General features: G+C 73.0%; 16 protein-coding genes. 8 read left to right on the top strand and 8 right to left on the bottom strand.

Annotated elements, in window-relative coordinates; genetic code table 11:
- The first annotated feature begins 8 nt into the window (after positions 1–8).
- The 3 genes from purU to ACVWWH_RS08860 all read left to right on the top strand — a co-directional run bounded on the left by purU (position 9) and on the right by ACVWWH_RS08860 (position 3,017).
- Complete coding sequence (gene purU / locus ACVWWH_RS08870; RefSeq protein WP_066496762.1) at positions 9–881, top strand: formyltetrahydrofolate deformylase; 873 nt, start codon at positions 9–11, stop codon at positions 879–881.
- A 39-nt stretch (positions 882–920) separates the two neighbouring features.
- Positions 921–2,333: a vanillate/3-O-methylgallate O-demethylase gene (gene ligM / locus ACVWWH_RS08865; protein WP_457316318.1), complete on the top strand. Its 1,413-nt coding sequence runs from the start codon at positions 921–923 to the stop codon at positions 2,331–2,333.
- 63 nt (positions 2,334–2,396) lie between these two features.
- A complete protein-coding gene (locus tag ACVWWH_RS08860) occupies positions 2,397–3,017 on the top strand; it encodes a PadR family transcriptional regulator (protein ID WP_066496764.1) in 621 nt (206 codons plus the stop codon).
- Positions 3,018–3,030: 13 nt separating this feature from the next.
- On the opposite strand, the gene hxlB is transcribed toward ACVWWH_RS08860, so the two are convergent.
- From hxlB to ACVWWH_RS08835, 5 genes are read right to left on the bottom strand one after another with little or no spacing between them, the layout of a single operon-like run.
- A complete protein-coding gene (hxlB, locus tag ACVWWH_RS08855; RefSeq protein WP_457316317.1) occupies positions 3,031–3,585 on the bottom strand; it encodes a 6-phospho-3-hexuloisomerase in 555 nt (184 codons plus the stop codon).
- On the bottom strand, positions 3,575–4,222 hold the full coding sequence (locus tag ACVWWH_RS08850; protein ID WP_066496765.1) for an orotidine 5'-phosphate decarboxylase / HUMPS family protein: 648 nt from the start codon (positions 4,220–4,222) through the stop codon (positions 3,575–3,577). Before ACVWWH_RS08850 ends, hxlB begins: the two co-directional genes overlap by 11 nt.
- 20 nt (positions 4,223–4,242) lie before the next feature.
- Complete coding sequence (locus ACVWWH_RS08845; RefSeq protein ID WP_457316316.1) at positions 4,243–5,205, bottom strand: sugar kinase; 963 nt, start codon at positions 5,203–5,205, stop codon at positions 4,243–4,245.
- On the bottom strand, positions 5,202–5,966 hold the full coding sequence (locus ACVWWH_RS08840; protein ID WP_457316315.1) for a fumarylacetoacetate hydrolase family protein: 765 nt from the start codon (positions 5,964–5,966) through the stop codon (positions 5,202–5,204). The genes ACVWWH_RS08845 and ACVWWH_RS08840 overlap by 4 nt, the downstream gene beginning before the upstream one ends.
- 1 nt (position 5,967) lies before the next feature.
- Positions 5,968–7,290, bottom strand: coding sequence for an MFS transporter (locus tag ACVWWH_RS08835; RefSeq protein WP_457316314.1), 1,323 nt, complete (start codon positions 7,288–7,290; stop codon positions 5,968–5,970).
- 161 nt (positions 7,291–7,451) lie between these two features.
- Here ACVWWH_RS08835 and ACVWWH_RS08830 point away from each other — a divergent pair, with 161 nt between their 5' ends.
- From ACVWWH_RS08830 to ACVWWH_RS08810, 5 genes are all read left to right on the top strand, one after another.
- A complete protein-coding gene (locus ACVWWH_RS08830; protein WP_457316313.1) occupies positions 7,452–8,213 on the top strand; it encodes an IclR family transcriptional regulator in 762 nt (253 codons plus the stop codon).
- 301 nt (positions 8,214–8,514) lie between these two features.
- Positions 8,515–10,110, top strand: a complete 1,596-nt coding sequence (locus ACVWWH_RS08825; RefSeq protein WP_457316312.1) for a hypothetical protein — start codon at positions 8,515–8,517, stop codon at positions 10,108–10,110.
- Between the two features lie 83 nt (positions 10,111–10,193).
- Positions 10,194–10,571, top strand: coding sequence for a hypothetical protein (locus ACVWWH_RS08820; protein WP_066496774.1), 378 nt, complete (start codon positions 10,194–10,196; stop codon positions 10,569–10,571).
- A 16-nt stretch (positions 10,572–10,587) separates the two neighbouring features.
- Entirely contained in the window at positions 10,588–11,367 is a 780-nt protein-coding gene (locus ACVWWH_RS08815; RefSeq protein WP_457316311.1) for a C1 family peptidase, read from the top strand.
- Position 11,368: 1 nt separating this feature from the next.
- A complete protein-coding gene (locus ACVWWH_RS08810) occupies positions 11,369–14,170 on the top strand; it encodes a hypothetical protein (RefSeq protein ID WP_457316310.1) in 2,802 nt (933 codons plus the stop codon).
- A gap of 6 nt (positions 14,171–14,176) precedes the next feature.
- On the opposite strand, the gene ACVWWH_RS08805 is transcribed toward ACVWWH_RS08810, so the two are convergent.
- From ACVWWH_RS08805 to ACVWWH_RS08795, 3 genes are all read right to left on the bottom strand, one after another.
- Complete coding sequence (locus ACVWWH_RS08805) at positions 14,177–15,505, bottom strand: FAD-dependent oxidoreductase (RefSeq protein WP_457316309.1); 1,329 nt, start codon at positions 15,503–15,505, stop codon at positions 14,177–14,179.
- Between the two features lie 135 nt (positions 15,506–15,640).
- A complete protein-coding gene (gene fdhA, locus ACVWWH_RS08800; protein ID WP_457316308.1) occupies positions 15,641–16,855 on the bottom strand; it encodes a formaldehyde dehydrogenase, glutathione-independent in 1,215 nt (404 codons plus the stop codon).
- Between the two features lie 361 nt (positions 16,856–17,216).
- Positions 17,217–17,864 carry a transglycosylase family protein gene (locus ACVWWH_RS08795; RefSeq protein ID WP_457316307.1) on the bottom strand — a complete coding sequence of 216 codons (648 nt, stop codon included), beginning with the start codon at positions 17,862–17,864 and terminating at the stop codon, positions 17,217–17,219.
- Positions 17,865–18,119: the final 255 nt, after the last annotated feature.

The following is an 18,119-nucleotide window of genomic DNA, read 5'->3' as shown; positions in this document are numbered from 1 at the left end:
GCCGCGCCGTGGCAGTGCACACCGAAGCGCGGAAGGACAGGGCGTGCCTGATCGTGCACGGCCCCGACAAGCCCGGGATCGTGGCGGCCGTCGCGGCGCTCGTGACCCGCAACCAGGGCAACATCGTCACCCTCGACCAGTACTCGACTGACCCCACGGGCGGGGACTTCTTCCAGCGGGTCGAGTTCATCCGGCCCGACCTCGCGGTGGCGATGCCCGAGATCGAGGGGGACCTCGCGGCGACGCTCGGCCCGCTGGGCATGCAGTGGACGCTCACGGACCTGTCCGTGCCCAAGCGGATGGCGATTATGGCCTCGACCTCGGACCACTGCCTCCTCGAGCTCCTGTGGCGGCACCGGCGCGGCGAGCTGCCCGTGACGATCCCCATGGTGATCTCGAACCACACCAACACCGCCGAGGACGTGCGCTCGTTCGGCATCCCGTTCTTCCACGTCCCCTCCGCCGGCCCGGACAAGACCGCCGCCGAGGAGGAGATCCTCAGGCTGCTGGCCGGCAACGTGGACTTCGTGGTCCTCGCCCGCTACATGCAGATCATCTCCGCCGACTTCCTCGACCGGGTCGGAGTCCCGCTGATCAACATCCACCACTCGTTCCTGCCCGCGTTCATCGGCGCCGCGCCCTACCGCAAGGCCAAGGAGCGCGGGGTGAAGCTCATCGGCGCCACGGCCCACTACGTGACCAAGGACCTCGACGAGGGCCCGATCATCGAGCAGGACGTCGCCCGCGCCACGCACGCCCACACCGCGGCAGATCTCCAGGCCCGCGGCGCCTACGTGGAGCGCGCCGTGCTCTCCCGCGCCGTGCAGTGGCACGCCGAGGACCGCGTGATCCGGCACGGCAACCAGACCATCGTCTTCTGACCCATCCCCAGACCCCTCCCGCATAGAAAGAGGTTCACCGTGGCACCGAAGAATCTGCAGGAAGTCCTCGACGCGTCGAACGGCGCCGTCGACCTGCTGCGCAACTCCCAGATCGGCTCCTACATCTACCCGGTGGTCCCGGCGGACTTCCAGAACTGGATCAAGGAGCAGAAGGCCTGGCGCGAGACGGCCGTGCTCTACGACCAGTCGCACCACATGGACAACCTGTTCCTCAAGGGCTCGGACGCGATCAAGCTCATCACCGCGACCGCCATCAACTCCACCGCGAACTTCCCGGTGGACAAGGCCAAGCAGTACGTGCCCACCACGGCCTCGGGCCACGTGATCGGCGACGGCATCCTCTTCCGCGAGGCCGAGGACGAGTACGTCTACGTCGGGCGCGCGCCGGTCACGAACTGGCTCCTGTACCAGGGCGAGACGGGCGGCTACGCCAACCTGGACATCACCGCCGACCGGCGCTCGCCCTCCCGCCCGTACGGCCACGCCGTCTCGCGCCAGTACTACCGCTTCCAGATCCAGGGCCCCAACGCGTGGGCCGTGATCGAGAAGCTCAACGGCGGCCCCGTCGAGCAGCTGAAGTTCTTCAACATGTCCACCATGACGATCGACGGCACGACGGTCCGCACGCTCCGCCACGGCATGGCCGGCGCTCCCGGCCTCGAGGTCTGGGGCCCCTACGCGGACCACGACCGCATCATGAACGCGATCGTCGAGGCCGGCGCCGAGTTCGGGCTCGTGCCCGTGGGCTCGCGCGCCTACCCCTCGAACACGCTCGAGTCGGGCTGGATCCCCTCGCCGCTTCCGGCCATCTACACCGGCGAGGCCGAGCGCGGCTACCGCGAGTGGCTCCCGGCCGACGGCTACGAGGCCACGGGCACGCTGGCCGGCTCGTTCGTCTCGGACAGCATCGAGGACTACTACCTCACCCCCTGGGAGCTCGGCTACGGCTCGTTCGTGAAGTTCGACCACGACTTCATCGGCCGCGACGCGCTCGAGAAGATGGACCCGGCCACCCAGCGGCGCAAGGTCACCCTCGCCTGGAACGCCGAGGACATGACCAAGATCTTCGGCTCGCTCTTCGACGTGGACGGCCCCCAGTACAAGTTCTTCGACCTGCCGCTGGCCAACTACGGCTCCGCCAACTACGACTCGGTGGTGGACGCCGACGGCAACGTGGTCGGGTTCTCGATGTTCACCGGGTACAGCGCCAACGAGCGCCGCGCGCTCTCGCTCGCGACCGTGGACCCGAACGTCCCGGAGGGCGCCGAGATCAAGGTGGTCTGGGGCGAGCCGGACGGCGGAAGCCGGAAGGCCGCCGTCGAGCCCCACGAGCAGATCGAGGTCCGCGCCGTGGTCAGCCCCGTCCCGTACTCCACCGTGGCCCGCACGGAGTACCACGGCGGGTGGCGCACCAACTACCAGACGGCCTAGGTTGGGAATTCGGCACGGGGCGCTCCGCCGCCCCGTGCCGAGTCCGTCTCTCAAGGAGGTCGCATGAGCCTGAGGTTTGCGCTGCTCGCCCTGCTCCGGGTCGGCCCGCTCTCGGGCTATGACCTGCAGAAGCAGTTCTCCCTCTCGGTGGGCCACGTGTGGCATGCCCCCGACTCCCAGATCTACCCCGAGCTGCGCAAGATGGAGGCCGAGGGCCTCATCGAGGGCGAGGAGCAGCCGCGGGGCCAGCGCGCCACCCGGCGGGTCTACCACGTCACCCCCGCGGGGGAGCGCGCCTTCCTCGACTGGATGGGGACCCCGCTCGAGTACGCGCGGGTCCGCGACCCCGCCCACCTGCGCGCCGCCTACCTCGAGGCCGCGACCCCCGCGGCGGCGCGCGAGTTCTTCCGCGCCCACATCAGCCAGTGGGAGGGCGAGCTGGCCCAGTGGGAGGGCGAGCTCCGGCGCATCGACGCGGTCGCGAACCCCATGCTCGCCCGGCGGCTCGCCGTGACGGAGCCCGGGGCGCGCGAGCGCACGGTCGCGTTCAAGCGCTTCACCTACGAGGGCCTCGTGGACCGCGCGCGCTCGGAGATCGCCTGGGCGCGCCGCGGCCTCGAGCTTGTCGAGGGGCTCGAGGCGGCCGACGGCGGGTGGGCCGGCTCGCGCGCGACCGGCGCCTGACCTCCGCTCGCCCCTACTCGGTATTGGCGTGCGCTGCCTTGGCGGCCGCGTTGTCGACCTGCCGCCGTTCGGCGAGGATCAGGCACACCGCATCCAGCGTCAGGTGCGTGGCCTGGTCGAACAGGCTCGAGAGCGGCTGGATGCTCGGCGGCTCGCCGGGACGGCGGTGCTTGGTGGCGGCGGGGAGGACGAGCCGCGCGGAGCCCAGCCGCCCGAGCGGCGAGTCCGGGTCCGAGGTCACGGCGTGCACCCGCGCCCCGGCGCCCGCGGCGGACTGGGCGATCTGCACGGTGTGGCCCGTGGTGCCCGATCCCGAGACGGCGACGAGGAGGTCTCCGGGGCCCACCGCCGGAGTGGTGGTCTCGCCGACCACGTAGGAGGTCAGGCCGAGGTGCATGAGGCGCATCGCGAAGGCCTTGGCCATGAGGCCCGAGCGGCCCTCCCCGGTGACGAAGACGCGCGGCGCCTCCTCGAGCGCGCGCACCGTCCCCTCGAGCTCGTCCCGGTCGATCCGCGCGAGCACCGGCTCCAGCTCTCGGGCGATCGTGGTCAGGGGGTCATCGGCCACTGCGGGTCCTTTCGTCGGAGCTGTCCAGGCGCTCGCGGAGCTGCTCCGCGGCGGCCAGGGGGTCGGGCGCGCCGGTGACGGCCCCGCCCACGATCACGCGGAGGCGCGGGATGGCCGCGAGGGCCGGCAGGTCGTCCGCGCCGAGGCCGCCGGCGAGGGCGAGCCTGCGTCCCGCGGCCCACGCACCGAGGAGGCTCGCCGGGCCGGCGTGCGCGGCCTGGACGTCCTTGGCGACGTGCGCGGCCAGGACGACCTCGTCGGGCAGATCCGCGGCGAGCCGGGCGCGCCGCTCCTCGGTCGTCGCCATGAGGTCGACGACCGTCTCCGCACCATGGTCCTGCGCGGTCCGGATGGCCTTCTCGAGGGTCGCGTCATGGGCGACGGCGAGGACGGTCGCCGCCCGCGCGCCGGCCTCGAAGGCCATGCGGAACTCGGTCGCCGCGTCGTCGGCCGTCTTGAGGTCCGCCAGGACGGGGGTGGGCCCCGCGGCCGCGGCGATCTCGCGGACCAGCTCCATGCCGTGGGCCTTGATGAGCGAGGTGCCCACCTCGATGACGTCCGCGGAGGGGGCCAGGGCGCGCGCGAGCGCGAGGGCCCGCGCACGGGGGATGCGGTCGAGTGCTATCTGGAGCTCCACGGGGAGTCCTCCTTGAGGGGTCAGGGAGCCGGTGCCAGGGTGGCGCCGGCGGTGAAGGCGGAAAGCTGCTCCCGGGTGGGCAGGCCGTCGCGGTCGCCGCGGTGGGTCGTGGCGAGGGCGCCGACGGCGCTCGCGCGCTCGAGGGCGGAGGCGTCGTCGAGCCCGTCGAGGTAGGCGCTGATGAGCCCCGCGGCGAACCCGTCGCCCGCCCCGACGGTGTCGACCACGCTGACCCGGAAGCCCGCATGGTCCCACCGGTGGCCTGCGGCATGGAGGGACGCTCCGGCGGCGCCGTCCTTGACGGCCACGCGCGAGGCCCCGAGGCCGAGGTAGAAGTCGGCGATGCCGTCGGCGCTGTCCCGGCCCGTGAGGAGCCGCCCCTCAGACCGTCCCGGCAGGACCCAGTCGGCCCTGGCCGCGATCGCGTTCGTCGTGTCGATGAGCTCCGCCTCGCTCGTCCACAGGGTGGGCCTGATGTTCGGGTCGAACGAGACGGTCGCGCCGTGGGCGCGGGCGATTTCGAGGGCGCGCAGGGCGAAGGCGCGGGTGCTGGCCGAGAGCGCGAGCGGGATGCCGGTGAGGTGGAGGTGCCGGGCCGAGGCGATCGCCTCGTCCGTGTCCTCCGTCGAGGCGAGCCGGCTGCCGGCCGAGCCCGCACGGAAGTACCGCACCTCCGGGTCGCCCCCGAGCGCCAGGCCCTTGAGCTGGAAGCCGGTGGGGGCGGTCCCGTCGACGCTCGCCGCGCGCGTGTCCACGCCCTCGGCCCGGAGGGTCTCCAGGGCGTAGGTGCCGAAGGGATCCGCCCCCACGCGCCCGATCCAGCCGGAACGGTGCCCGAGCCGGGCGAGCCCGACGGCGACGTTGGTCTCCGCGCCGGCCAGCCCGCGCTCGAAGGTGCTCACCGCGTGCAGGGGGCCGGGCTCGCAGGCCATGAACATCGCCATGGCCTCGCCGAACGTGACCGCGTCCAGGGCCCCGCTCATGCCGCCGCCTCCTGCCGACCCGCCCACGCCTGGACCGGGTTGCCGAGCTCGCCCAGCCCGTCGATGCGCACGGACACCGAGTCCCCGGGCGTGAGCGGAACGTCGCGTCCCGGGGCCCCCGTGAGGACGAGGTCGCCCGGGCCGAGGGGCATGAGCCGGGCCAGGTAGGCGAGGATCTCGTCCGGGTTGCGGGCGAGGCCCGCGGTGGAGGCCCGGCTGGCCTCGGCGCCGTTGACCGTCATGGTGACCGGGAGGTCCTCCGGATCGAGGTCCGTCTCGATCCACGGCCCGACGGGGGTGAAGGTGTGCCGGCTCTTCGCCGCGGTCCAGAGCGGGTCCTCGCCCTGGGCGCGGCGGTCGGTGACGTCGTTGGCCACCGTGAAGCCCAGGACGCAGGAGCGCAGGTCCGAGGCCCGCACCCCGGAGGTCTCCCGGCCGATCACGAGGGCGAGCTCGCCCTCGGCGACGGTCCGGCCGGCGTCGTCCGGCAGCCGCAGCGCGGCACCGGGCCCGACGACGGTGCGCGCGGCCTTCAGGAACGCGGCCGGCGGGAGGGCCCTGTCCGCCACGCCCGTGTTGTGCGCCATGCCGACCACGGTGCGGGGCTCGACCGGGGCGAGCAGGCGCGCGCCGGCCGCCGGGACGCGGGCCCCGGTGTGCCGCGGCCGGTGCGCGAAGGGGTCGTCCAGCACCGCGAACTCCTCGCCCTCCCAGCTCGCGTAGTCCGTGCCGTCGGCGTGGGCAATCCTGCACACCCGCACGTCAGGACTCCGAGGTGCGCAGCGTGGAGCCGGACAGGGCGGCGGCGCGGGGCCGGACGAACGGGATCAGCACCGCGGAGCCCGCGAGGCTTACCGCCATGAGCAGGAAGGACGCGCTGCTCGAACCCGTGGCGCCGTCGAGCCAGCCCACGAAGTAGGAGCCGACGAAGCCGCCCAGCGCGCCGAGGGAGTTCACGAGCGCGATCGCCGGGCCGGCGACGTCGCGGGGCATCAGCTCGGGGATCGCGGCGAAGAACGGCCCGTACGGGGCGTACATCGCGGCGCCGGCGATCACGAGGAGCACGAACGCGGCCCAGAAGTTCTTCGTCCCGAGGAGGTAGGAGCCGTAGAAGGCCACGGCGCTGAGCGCGAGCCACGGCCAGACGTAGCGGTTGCGGTGGCCGGACAGGTCCGAGAACCGGCTGTTGACCACCATGAGCAGCACCGCGAACACGTACGGGATCGCGGAGATGAGGCCGGTCATGCCGATGCCCGCTCCGCTCGCCGCCTTGACGATCGAGGGCAGCCAGAAGACGAAGCCGTAGACGCCGAGGCTCCACAGGAAGTACTGCACGGACAGGATCACGACGTTGCGCGACCGCAGCGCGCTCCACAGCGAGGCCGCCGGGGTCATCGAGCGCTGCTCGGCGTCCAGGGCGTCCTCGACGTAGCCGCGCTCGGCCGGGCTGAGCCAGCCCGCCTCGTGCGGGTGGTCGGAGACGAGCGCCCGGAAGACGAAGGCCCAGATGATGGCCGGAACGCCCTCGATGATGAACATCCACCGCCACGAGGTCGCCTCGACGAGGTAGCCGGACACCGCGGTCAGCCACAGGACGGTGACCGGGTTGCCGAGGATCAGATAGGTGTTGGCCCGCCCGCGCTCGGCCTTCGTGAACCAGTGGCTCAGGAAGATCACCATGGCGGGCAGGACGGCGGCCTCGACGACGCCGAGGAGGAAGCGCACCACCATGAGCCACGGGACGGAGGAGACGACGCCCTGCAGCGAGGCGAGGATGCCCCAGGCGATCAGGCTCCAGAAGATCAGGGTGCGGGCGCTGCGCCGCTCCGCGTAGATGCCCGCGGGCACCTGGAACAGGAAGTAGCCGAGGAAGAAGAGGGCGCCCAGCAGGGCCGAGACCCCCGCGTCCAGATGCAGATCGCCCTTCATGCCGCCGGCGACGCCGATCGAGTAGTTCGACCGGTCGAGGTACGCCAGGGAGTAGGTGACGAACGCGATGGGGAGCAGCCGGGCCCAGCGTGCCCGGCCCGGAGAAGCTGCGGCCGCGCGGGCCAGTCCGGGATGTGTTGCCGACTGGTCGGACATGAGATCACCTCACTGTGATGTTCCATATGATGGAAGGGCTTATCGCCACTTGGAAGTTAGTCTGCTCCCTTCCGGGGTCCTGCACAAGGGGTTGGACGCAACAAATTCCTCCAACCGGCAGATGCTCCCATATCGTGGAATGGTTCTGGCATACTGGGGCCATGACCCAGACTCCTCCGGACATGGTCGGGAAGGCCCTGCTGCTCCTCAGCCTGCTCGGCGACTATCCCGACGGGGCATCCCTCTCCGAGGTCGCCAGGAGGGCCGGGTTCCCCCTGAGCACGGCCCACCGCCTCGCTGCCGCCCTCGTGCGCGACGGCTACGCGTGCGTCGACGAGGTCAGCCGGCGCTACAGCCTCGGGCTGCAGACCTTCTCCCTCGCCAGCCGGGTCGCCCACCGCCACGGGTTCGCAGGGTCCGCCCTTCCCGTGCTCCGGCGGCTCGCCGACCAGACGGCCGAGAGCGCGCTCATGTCGGTCATCGACGGCCACCACCAGCTCTATGTGCACCACGTGCAGGGCAGCCACTCGGTGAGCGTCAGCGGGGAGCCTGGGCGCCGCGGACCGCTGCACTGCACCTCGATGGGCAAGGTGCTCATCGCCTTCGCCGCCGAACCCGTCCGCAGCGAGCTCGTCGAGACCCTCGAGCTCACGGCCTACACGCCCCACACCATGGTGGACCGGGAGCAGTTCCGGAAGGAGATCGAGTCCGTCGCCGCCCAGGGCTATGCGATCGCCGACGAGGAGCACGAGGCCGGCATTCGGGCCATCGGCGTCCCCGTCCGCAACCCGGACGGCCTCACCGTGGCGGCGCTGTCCGTCGCGGCCCCCGCGTACCGCGTGAGCCGGGAGAAGCTCCTCGACTACCTCCCGCCCCTGCACGAGGCCGCCCAGGAGCTGACCGTCCTCCTGCCCCCGCGCTGACCCCCAGCCAGTCGGGCCCAGCAGGCGCGCGCCGGCGGCGAGGGCCTTCGTCGCGAAGGTCTTGACGGCCCCGGGCCCTATTAATAAAATCGAGTTACAAATTAACCGGTCGGCCCGGAGAACCCCCCAGCATCGCGGCCGACGCACCCAGCCGGCAGCCCGTCCGCCCCACTCCGGGACGGGCGGGCGCCAGCCGCTCCGCCCGGGGCAGGGCCTTCAGGCCGGCCCCACGGCGTCGCCGCACGCATTGCGGTTCCCCATTCAGCCGGGCGGCCGCGGCCGCCCCTGCGAAAGGGCATCCATGGGAACATGGGCAGCTCTCGCGCACCAGCCGGCCTTCCCGATCGGGACCATGCTCCTCCTCACCGACGGCACCGTCATGTGCCAGTCGGGAGGCTCACGGAGCTGGTGGCGGCTGACGCCCGATGACACCGGCAGCTACGTCGACGGGACGTGGACCCAGCTCGCCGACATGCACAGCTCGCGCCTCTACTACGCCTCCGCCGTGCTCCGCGACGGGCGCGTCCTCGTCGCCGGCGGAGAGTACAGCGACGCCGGCGCGGACACGGACACCGCCGAGGTCTACGACCCCGTCGCCGACACGTGGACGAGCATCGGCAACCCCGGGTGGGGCCACCTCGGCGACGCGGCCGCGTGCCTGCTCGCCGACGGGCGCCTGCTCGCGGGCAATCTCAGCGACGGCCGCACCGCCGTCTACGACCCCGGCACCAACACCTGGACCGCCACGGGCACCATGGCCGCGCGCTCCAACGAGGAGTCATGGACGCTGCTCCCGGACGGCTCCGTGGTGACCGTCAGCTGCGCGGACCACCCCCATGCCGAGCGGTACATCCCGTCCACCGGAGCGTGGATCAGCGCCGGCTCCACGCCGGTCGAGCTCGTGCAGGCGTCCTCGATCGAGATCGGCCCCGCGCTACTCATGCCGGACGGGCGGGTGTTCTGTGCCGGGGCAACCGGCCACACTGCCCTCTACACGCCGTCGGGAGACGCCACCGGGACGGGCTCGTGGGCCGCGGGCCCGGACTTCCCGGCGGACGCCCAGGGGCGCCTGCTCAAGGCGAAGGACGCGCCCGCAGCGCTGCTGCCCAACGGGCGCGTGCTCTGCACGGCCGGACCGGCCGGCGACGCGGCGGGGGACTGGCCCACCCCCACGATGTTCTTCGAGTTCGACGGCGCGGCCCTCACCCGCGTCGCCGACCCGCCGAACGCCGACCAGGTCATCTACCAGGGCCGCATGCTCCTGCTTCCGACGGGCGAGGTGCTCTACGGCGCCCAGACGGCTGCGCTCTACGCGTACCAGCCCGACCCGGGGGGAGAGGCGACCTGGGCGCCTGCCATCACCTCGGTGCCCACGAGCCTCGGCATCGACGGCACCTACACCCTCATCGGGACCCAGTTCAACGGCCTCTCCCAAGCCGTGGGCTACGGCGACGACGCGCAGATGGCCACCAACTACCCCCTCGTGCGGCTCGTTGGGACGTACTCCGGCACGGTGCGGTACCTGCGCACGGCCCACCACTCGACCATGGCCGTCGCCACGGGCAGCGAGGCCGTCTCCACCGAGTTCGCCGTGCCCAACGACCTCGAGTTCGGGCCCTACGAGCTCAGCGTGGTGGCCAACGGCATCGCCTCCGCCTCGGTCCCGGTCACGGTGGGCCTCGGATCCGGGCGCGCCCAGTACCTCGTGGTGGACACCTGGACCCCGAGCCAGGACGGCGCGCTGTGGGCGTACGTCGGCGGCGCCTGGCGCGGCCGCACCATCGGGCAGTCCGAACTCGTGGGCATCGCCCAGGACCTGTTCGCCGCGGATGCGGTGGACGTCTGGTGGGATGCCGCAGGGCTCGTCACCGCGAGGGCCTGGTCCTCGCCGCACTGACCGCGCACCTCCCTCGCGCCCGCCTTCGCCTCTCGCACCCGCCCGCGCCTCTCGCACCCACCCGCCCCCCTTAGGAGCCCGCCATGCACACCCCCACCCAGGCCGTCATCGACCAGCTCGAGGCCGCCTCGGACGCCCTCGCCGCCGCGCCGTCGTCGTCCACCCAGCCCTCCGCCCCGCCCCAGCCCGGCGCCGCCGCGGCGAAGCAGCCCACCCCCGGCGCCGCCCCCGCCGGAACCGGCGGCAACGCCACGACCCACTACCTCGTCCTGGACCACTACGTTGCCGGCGGCCCCGCCGCGCTCTGGGCCTACGACGGCGCGGCCTGGCGCGCCGGGCTGATCTCCGAGCCCGGCGACGAGCAGGGCGTCGTCCAGGTCGCCTTCGCCGCCAACCGCGTGGACGTGTGGTGGGACACGAGCGGCTCGCTCAGCGTGATCCGCTCCTGGAAGTACCTCTGAGAGGGGAAGAACCGCCATGACCGCAGCACCAGCTTCGCGCGGCGCCCACTCCTACGGCTGGGTGCCGGATGTCCCGGACCAGCGCGACCACCTCTTCGCCGCGCCCCGCGAGGTGATCGGGGCCCTCCCGCCCTCGGTGGACCTCACCGCGTCCTGCCCGCCCGTCTACGACCAGGGCCAGCTCGGGTCCTGCACCGCGAACGCGATCGCCGCCGCGCTCGAGTTCGACGCGGACAAGGAGGGCATCGCCGGCTACACCACGCCCTCGCGCCTGTTCATCTACTACAACGAGCGCGCCATGGAGCACACCGTGACGAGCGACTCCGGGGCCCAGATCCGCGACGGGATCAAGTCCGTCGCCGCCCAGGGAGCGTGCCCCGAGGCCGAGTGGCCGTACACCATCGCGCAGTTCGCGGCGAAGCCCGGCGAGCAGTGCTACATCGACGCCAAGCAGCACCGTGCGATCGCCTACCAGCGCGTGGCCCGGTCCATCGCCCAGATGCAGGGCTGCCTCGCCGCCGGCTACCCGTTCGTGTACGGCTTCACCGTGTACGAGTCCTTCGAGGGCCCGGAGGTCGCCCAGACCGGCGTCGTGCCCATGCCGGCGCCCAACGAGCAGACCCTCGGCGGCCACGCCGTCCTCGCCGTCGGGTACGACAACGCCACCCAGCGCTTCCGCGTGCGGAACTCGTGGGGCCCCGGGTGGGGCCAGGCCGGCTACTTCACCATGCCGTACCAGTACCTGCTCTCCACCGGGCTGGCCAGCGACTTCTGGACCGTCCGGACCGTGGCCTGACATGGGCGGCGACCCCAGCACTCCGCGGGCGGAGGCGCGTGACATCCTCGAGCTGCGGGTCCACGGCGTCCGCAACACGCCGCCCCAGGAGATGCTCGGGGTCGCCGTCGAGGCGATCGAGGTAGCCCGGGACGGCGCCATCCCGCTCGCCGACCGGCTCGCCGGCTTCTACACCGCCAAGGACCCCGACCCGGCCGCCCCCACCCGCATCGAGGCCTACAGCTGGGGGCACCTGGACCGCTTCGCGAAGGGCCGCGGCTTCCTCACTGGCGTGTGGCGCACGGCGTACAACGTGGTCTGGTTCCTCGTCGCGCCGTTCGGCTTCGCGAACGCCGGCTACTGGGCACGCGCGTTCGAGACCGACCCCAGCCGCGAGGGCGGCCTGCGCACCGGCAGCGGCGGCGGGATCACGCGGCTGTTCGGCCTCGCGCTCACGCTCCTGCTCACCTCCGCCGTCTCCACGGTGGTGTTCGACCTCGTGGCGGTCCAGTGCTTCCTGCCCGCCGACCGGTCCGGCACGTGGCGCGTGTGCAGCGCCCTGCCCGGCCAGCTCGACGGGCTCGGGCAGTGGACGCGCGGCCAGCGGCTGGCCCTGTTCTCGCTCGCGCCCCTCGCAGCCGTCGCGGCGATGGCCGTCCTCGGGCTCATCAGCGACGTGCGGTTCCGCACCCGGATCCACGACGCCGCCAGGGTCCGCGCGGCGCACGGCGCCCCGGACGCGCTCCCGCTCGCCGTCCCCGAGATGTGGATGCGGCGGCGGGTGAACTCGCCGACAGGCCTGACGCACCTCGCCGCGAGCCTCGACCTCGTGGTGGCGACGCTCGCGTGGGACGCCGCCCCGCACGACGGCGCCGCCGCACCGACGCTGTTCGTCCTCGCCCTCGCGCACCTCGCCGCCTCGGCGGCCATGATCGCCTTCTGGGCGAGGTCGGTGCGCGCCCCGCATCCGCTCCCGGTCGCCGACGGCCTGCTCCGGCGGCTCGCGGGCAGCCGCGACGCGCAGGCCGGGGTGCTGCTGGTCCTCGCCGCCGTCATCTACGTGCTCTGCCTCGTCCTCGAGATCTGGGGCGCGGGCACCGACGTCCCCGGCCCGTTCGGCGGCGGCCAGCTCACCCCGACACTCATCCTCGTGGCCCTCACGGTCCTCGCCACCGCCGGCTGCGTGGTCCGCGCCGGCTACAACGAGTGGATCGCGGCGGCCGTCCTCTCCGCCGGGACCGCCGCCCTCTGGGCCCTCCTCGCCGGCTGGCTGGACCCGTTCGGGCCCGGCGCGAACGCAGCGGCGCTGGCCGTCGTCGTGCTCAGCGGCGTGGCGGTGGTGGTGCCGTACGTGTCTCTGCGCGGCAGGAACGCGCGCGCCCGCGAGGAGGCCTGGCACGGCGCCGGCCCTGGGGTCTTCATGTTCCTCGGGCTGCTGGTCGGCGCGTTCCTCGCGAGCGCTCTCGCGCTCGGGGCCGGCGCCTTCCTGCGCTCGGGCCGGTTCCAGACCAGCGCCGTGCCGTCAGACCCGCTCTTCCGGGCCGTGTCCCTCCCGGGCGGCGCGCACGACATCGCGGTGCCGATCGCCTTCTGGGCCTTCGGCGGGGTGCTCGGCCTGATGGCCGCGGTGGTCACGCTGGTGCTGATCGTGGTCGGCCTGCTGAAGCTGCGCGCCACGACGATCGACGACCCCGCCATCGACCCGACCGAGGAGTGCTACCGCCCCGAGATCGCCCGGCAGCGCCGCGCCAGCGCCTTCCTCCAGCGCGCCGAGCCGCTCCTGCACTTCCTCGCCTGGACTGTCGGAGTGGCCGTGGCGGTCTCCCTCGCGCTCGCCGTGCTGTGGCAGTACCGGGACCGCAGCGGGCGCTGGGCCTGGGTACGCGGGGTGCTCGCGCGCGCATTCGGGGCCGACTCCGTGTCCGTCCTGTGGCAGGTGGGCCAGCTGATCGTCCTCACCGCCGTGGTGCTGGGCGGCACGGCCGTGCTCTCGTTCGCCGTCGCCAAGGCGGCCGCGCCCGAGGCCGCGCGCCCGCTCGGGCTGCTGTGGGACCTCATGGCGTGGCTTCCACGGGCGGCGCACCCCTTCGGGCCCGCGTGCTACAGCGAGCGGGCCGTCCCGGAGCTCGCGGACCGGATGATCCGCTGGCTCGAGCCGGACGGCGCCCCGGACCCGAATCGCAGGGTCCTGCTCGCGACCCACAGCCTCGGCACGGTCCTCGGCGTCGCCGCGCTGTTCCACCTCGCCGCGACCGGGCACGCCGACCTGCTCCCGCGGGTGCGGCTGCTGAGCTTCGGGATGCAGCTGCGCCCCTACTTCGGGCGGTTCTTCCCCGAGCTGTTCGGGCCGGACGTCCTCGGCACCCCGGGCGTGGGAGCGCCGTCGTTCTGGACCGCGGATCCGTGGAAGGGCAAGGACCTGCCGGCCCTGGGCGCCCCGCCGCGCAGCCGCGCCCGCGTCCTGGCCCGGGCGGGCGTGGCGGCCGTCCGGGGCACGGACGCGCACGACGGCGCGCGCTCGGCCGCCGCGGGACCGCTCACCGCGCTGCTCGGCTCGGCCCCGCGCCCTGCCGCGGGCACTGGCTCCGACGGGGGAGGAGCCCCGCAGGCCGGGCGGGCGCAGCCGGTGTGGCTGAACCTGTGGCGGCGCACCGACTACCTCGGGTTCCCGGGTTACTCGTACGCCCAGGACGCCAACGTCCTGGACCGGCTGGCCCTGGAGATGGAGCCCGATTCCTACATGGCCCAGGTCGCGACCCACGGCAACTACCTGCCCACGGTGGCCTACCTCGAGGCGCGCCGCGACCTGCTCCTGAACTGGTAGGGCCGGTCAGCGCGGCCCCAGGCGCTCGAGCCGCCGGGCCCAGCTCGGGGCGTGCTCGGGGCGGGGGCCGATGGCGATGAACCGGGCCGGGATCCGCTGCAGGACCGGGAAGCGGGCCAGGAGCTTCAGGGGCAGCGGCAGCGTGGTCGCCGAGGTCGCGAGCGCACCCTTGAGCGCGCGGTTCACCACGCCCCGGTGCGCGAGGCGCTGGAACGTCTGCACGAGCCTGGTCGGCGGGAGCCGGCGCCGCTGCACCTCGGCGAGGACGTCCTCGGGGACCGGCCCGGGGGAGTGGCGCATCCGCTGGCCCACGATCCGGGAGGCGGCGACCGCGTCCTGGATCGCCAGGTTGATGCCCACACCTCCCACGGGGGACATAGGGTGGGCTGCGTCGCCGATGAGCAGCAGGCCGTCCCGGTGCCAGGTGTCGAGCCGCCCGATGCGCACGTCGAGCAGCTTCACGTCGTCGAGGCGCTCGGGCGCGGCGTCGAGGCGGTCGGCGAGCCACGGCTGGAGCCGGGCGAGCCGGGCGCGGAACGCCCCGAGGCCCTCTGCCCGCAGGGCCTCGTCCTGGCCCTTGGCGATGAGGTAGCCGCACTGCCACGTGTCGCCGCGGTCGATCATGATCATGAACTCGCGCCCCGAGAGGCGCCCGACCCCGCCGTCCGGGTCGCCGGGATGCCGCGGAAGCCGGAACCACTCCACGTCCACGGGGACGCCGAACGCCCGCGGCTCGAGGCCCGCCCCGGCCCGCACTGCGGACCAGCGGCCGTCGCAGCCCACCACGAGGTCCGCGGCCAGCAGGTGCTCGGACGGACCCGGCCCCGCCGTGCTGCGGCCGGCCGCGGGCTGCGCGGCGCCGTCCTCGGCCTTCGGGGGACGGTAGTCGCGCCAGCGCACGCCGGCGACGCGGCCGGCGTCGTGCACCAGTCCCACCACCTCAGCCGAGCGCAGCAGCGTGAAGTGCGGCTCGGCCGCCGCCGCGTCGGCGAGCATCTCGAGGAAGTCCCACTGCGGCACGAGCGCCACATGCCGGTGCAGCCCGGGCAGCGAGCGGCCGAGGTCCGCCAGCCGCACCGTGCCGGCGTCGAGCTGGACCTCGGCCTCCTCGAGGAGCCGGTGCGGGAGCGCGGCGAATGCGGACCCGAGCCCCAGCTCGTCCAGGAGCGTCAGCGTCGAGGCATGGACGGTGTCGCCGCGGAAGTCGCGCAGGAAGTCGGGGTGCTTCTCGAGCACCACGGTGTCGATCCCGCCGCGCGCGAGCAGCAGTCCCAGGACCATGCCCGCGGGTCCGCCGCCCACCACCGCCACGCTCGTCCGCTCCGGTGCAGCCATGGGCCCAGAGTACGCGCGCCCGGCCCGTTCCGGGCCGCCCCGTTCTGGGCTGCTCCGCTCCGCTCCGTGCACGCCACGGGCGGACGACGGCGCGAGGCCGGTCGCGCCGTCGTCCGCCCGTGGCGGGTGGTCGGGTCAGTTCTTGATGTAGCCGTTCGGGTTGAGGACGTACTTGGTCGCGGCGCCCTGGTCGAACTCGGCGTAGCCGCGGGGCGCGTCCTCGAGGGTGATCGCCTTGGCGTTGACGTTCTTCCCGATCGAGACGCGGTCGTGGAGGATCGCCATCATCAGGCCCCGGTTGTACTTCATGACGGGGCACTGGCCCGTGGTGAAGGACAGCGACTTGGCCCAGCCGGTGCCCAGGCTCAGGGACAGCGAGCCCTTCTTCGCGGCCTCGTCGATGCCACCCGGGTCGCCGGTGACGTAAAGCCCGGGAATGCCGAGCGCGCCGCCGGCCGCCGTGATGTCCATGAGGTCGTTGAGCACGGTCGCCGGCGCTTCCTTGGCGCCCGCGCCGTGGCCCTTCGCCTCGAAGCCGACCGCGTCGATACCGCAGTCCACGAGGGGCTCCCCGAGGATCTGCTCGATCTGCTCGCCCGGTGACCCCTTGGTCAGGTCCACCGTCTCGCAGCCGAAGCTGGCGGCCTGCTTGAGCCGGTCGGCGTTCATGTCGCCGACGATCACGACGGCGGCGCCCAGCAGGAGCGCCCCCGTCGCCGCCGCGAGGCCCACCGGCCCGGCGCCGGCCACGTAGACGGTCGAGCCGACGCCCACGCCCGCGGTGACCGCGCCGTGGAACCCGGTCGGGAAGATGTCCGAGAGCATGGTCAGGTCCATGATCTTCTCGAGCGCCTGGTCCTTGTCCGGGAACTTGAGGCAGTTGAAGTCGGCGTAGGGGACGAGCACGTAGTTCGCCTGGCCGCCGACCCAGCCGCCCATGTCCACGTAGCCGTAGGCGGAGCCGGGGCGGTCCGGGTTGACGTTCAGACAGATGCCGGTCTTGCGCTCCTTGCAGTTCCTGCAGCGGCCGCAGGCGATGTTGAAGGGGACCGAGACGAGGTCCCCGACCTTGAGGAATTCGACGTCCGGGCCGGTCTCGACAACCTCGCCGGTGATCTCGTGGCCGAGGACGAGGTCCGGCGGGGCCGTGGTGCGGCCGCGGACCATGTGCTGGTCGGAGCCGCAGATGTTGGTGGTGACGGTCTTGAGGATGACCCCGTGGGGGACCTTGCGGCCCACGTTGGCCGGATTGACCCCGGGCCCGTCCTTGAGCTCGAACGTCGGGTAGTCGATGTCGATGACCTCGACCTTGCCGGGCTCCTTGTAGGCGACTGCCTTGTTTTCTGCCATTGCTGGGTACCTCTCCGCTCCAGTGAAGCAGGGGCCCCCGCCCCCGCACGATGATTCAGTGGACCGTCTCGGGCGCCAGCAGCGGATTGGGGGACCGCGTGAGATACCGCTGACGTCGTTGTGGGGCGGTTCCTGCACCGTAGGCACGCGCGCAACGGGGGGTCAAGGGGCGGAGGTCCCCGCAGGCACAACGACGCCGCACCGGCGCCCCGCTCGGCTCCAGGGGAGCGGCGATGCGCCGGTGCGGCGTCGTGCGGGCGGGCTGGGCCCCAGGGGGGGCGGGCCCAGAACGCGCCCGGTACCCAGCTGACGGTGCGCCCTTTTTCCACGGGCGCACCGCAGGCGGGCGAGGGCTCCGGGATCAGGCCGGGAGCTGGAGGACCTGGCCGGGGAAGATCAGGTTCGGGTTGGCGATCGTCTTGGCGTTGGCGTCCGCGAGCGCCTGCCAGCCGCCCTGGACACCGAGCTTCTCGGCGATCGTGCTGAGGGTGTCGCCGGCGACGATGGTGTAGGTCTTGCCGCTCACGGCGACCTCGGCGGCGTGGCGGGCCGGCGCCTGCTGAACCGGGGCGGCCTGCTGGACCGGCGCCTGCTTCACGGGGACGACCTTCTCGACCGGGGCGGACTGCACCTGGATCGGGGTCGGGTTGGCGCCGGCGGTGCCGGAGAGGCCCAGCTTGGCCGAGCAGGCGGGCCACGCGCCCCAGCCCTGGCCGGCGAGCACGCGCTCGGCGACCGCGATCTGCTGCGCACGGGTGGCGGTGGTGGGCGAGCCCGTGCCGCCGTACGCGGCCCAGGTGCTCGGCGTGAACTGGAGGCCGCCGGAGAAGCCGTTGCCCGTGTTGATGGACCAGTTGCCACCGGACTCGCACTGGGCGAGCGCGTCCCACGTGGACCCGTCAGCGGCGTTCGCGGCGGGAGCGCCGAGGGCGGCAGCGCTGAGCGCGGCGCCGGAAGCGGCGACGAGGGCGAGGGAACGGCGTGCAGCGGTAAGGGTAATCTTCTTCATAAGAGTCTCAGGATGCTCGGGGCTCCACCGGCACTCCTTCCGTCCCCGGAATTCGTCGTGCGCCGCCGGCCCCTGACAGCTCGAAGGTCAGGTCAATGGTGTCTGCGCAGACGGCGGCGAACGGTGGACGGCAGCACCCGGCATATGTGGCCAACGGCTGTTGGCCGCAGGCTTTATGACGCCTCGCAGTGAGCTATCGCGCGGGCGGAGTCCGTTACCGAACTGATACCTACGGTAGGGTACAAGTCCTCTGTT

Source organism: Sinomonas sp. RB5 (genome assembly GCF_054063535.1).
This window is presented reverse-complemented; position numbering and strand designations above follow the sequence as displayed.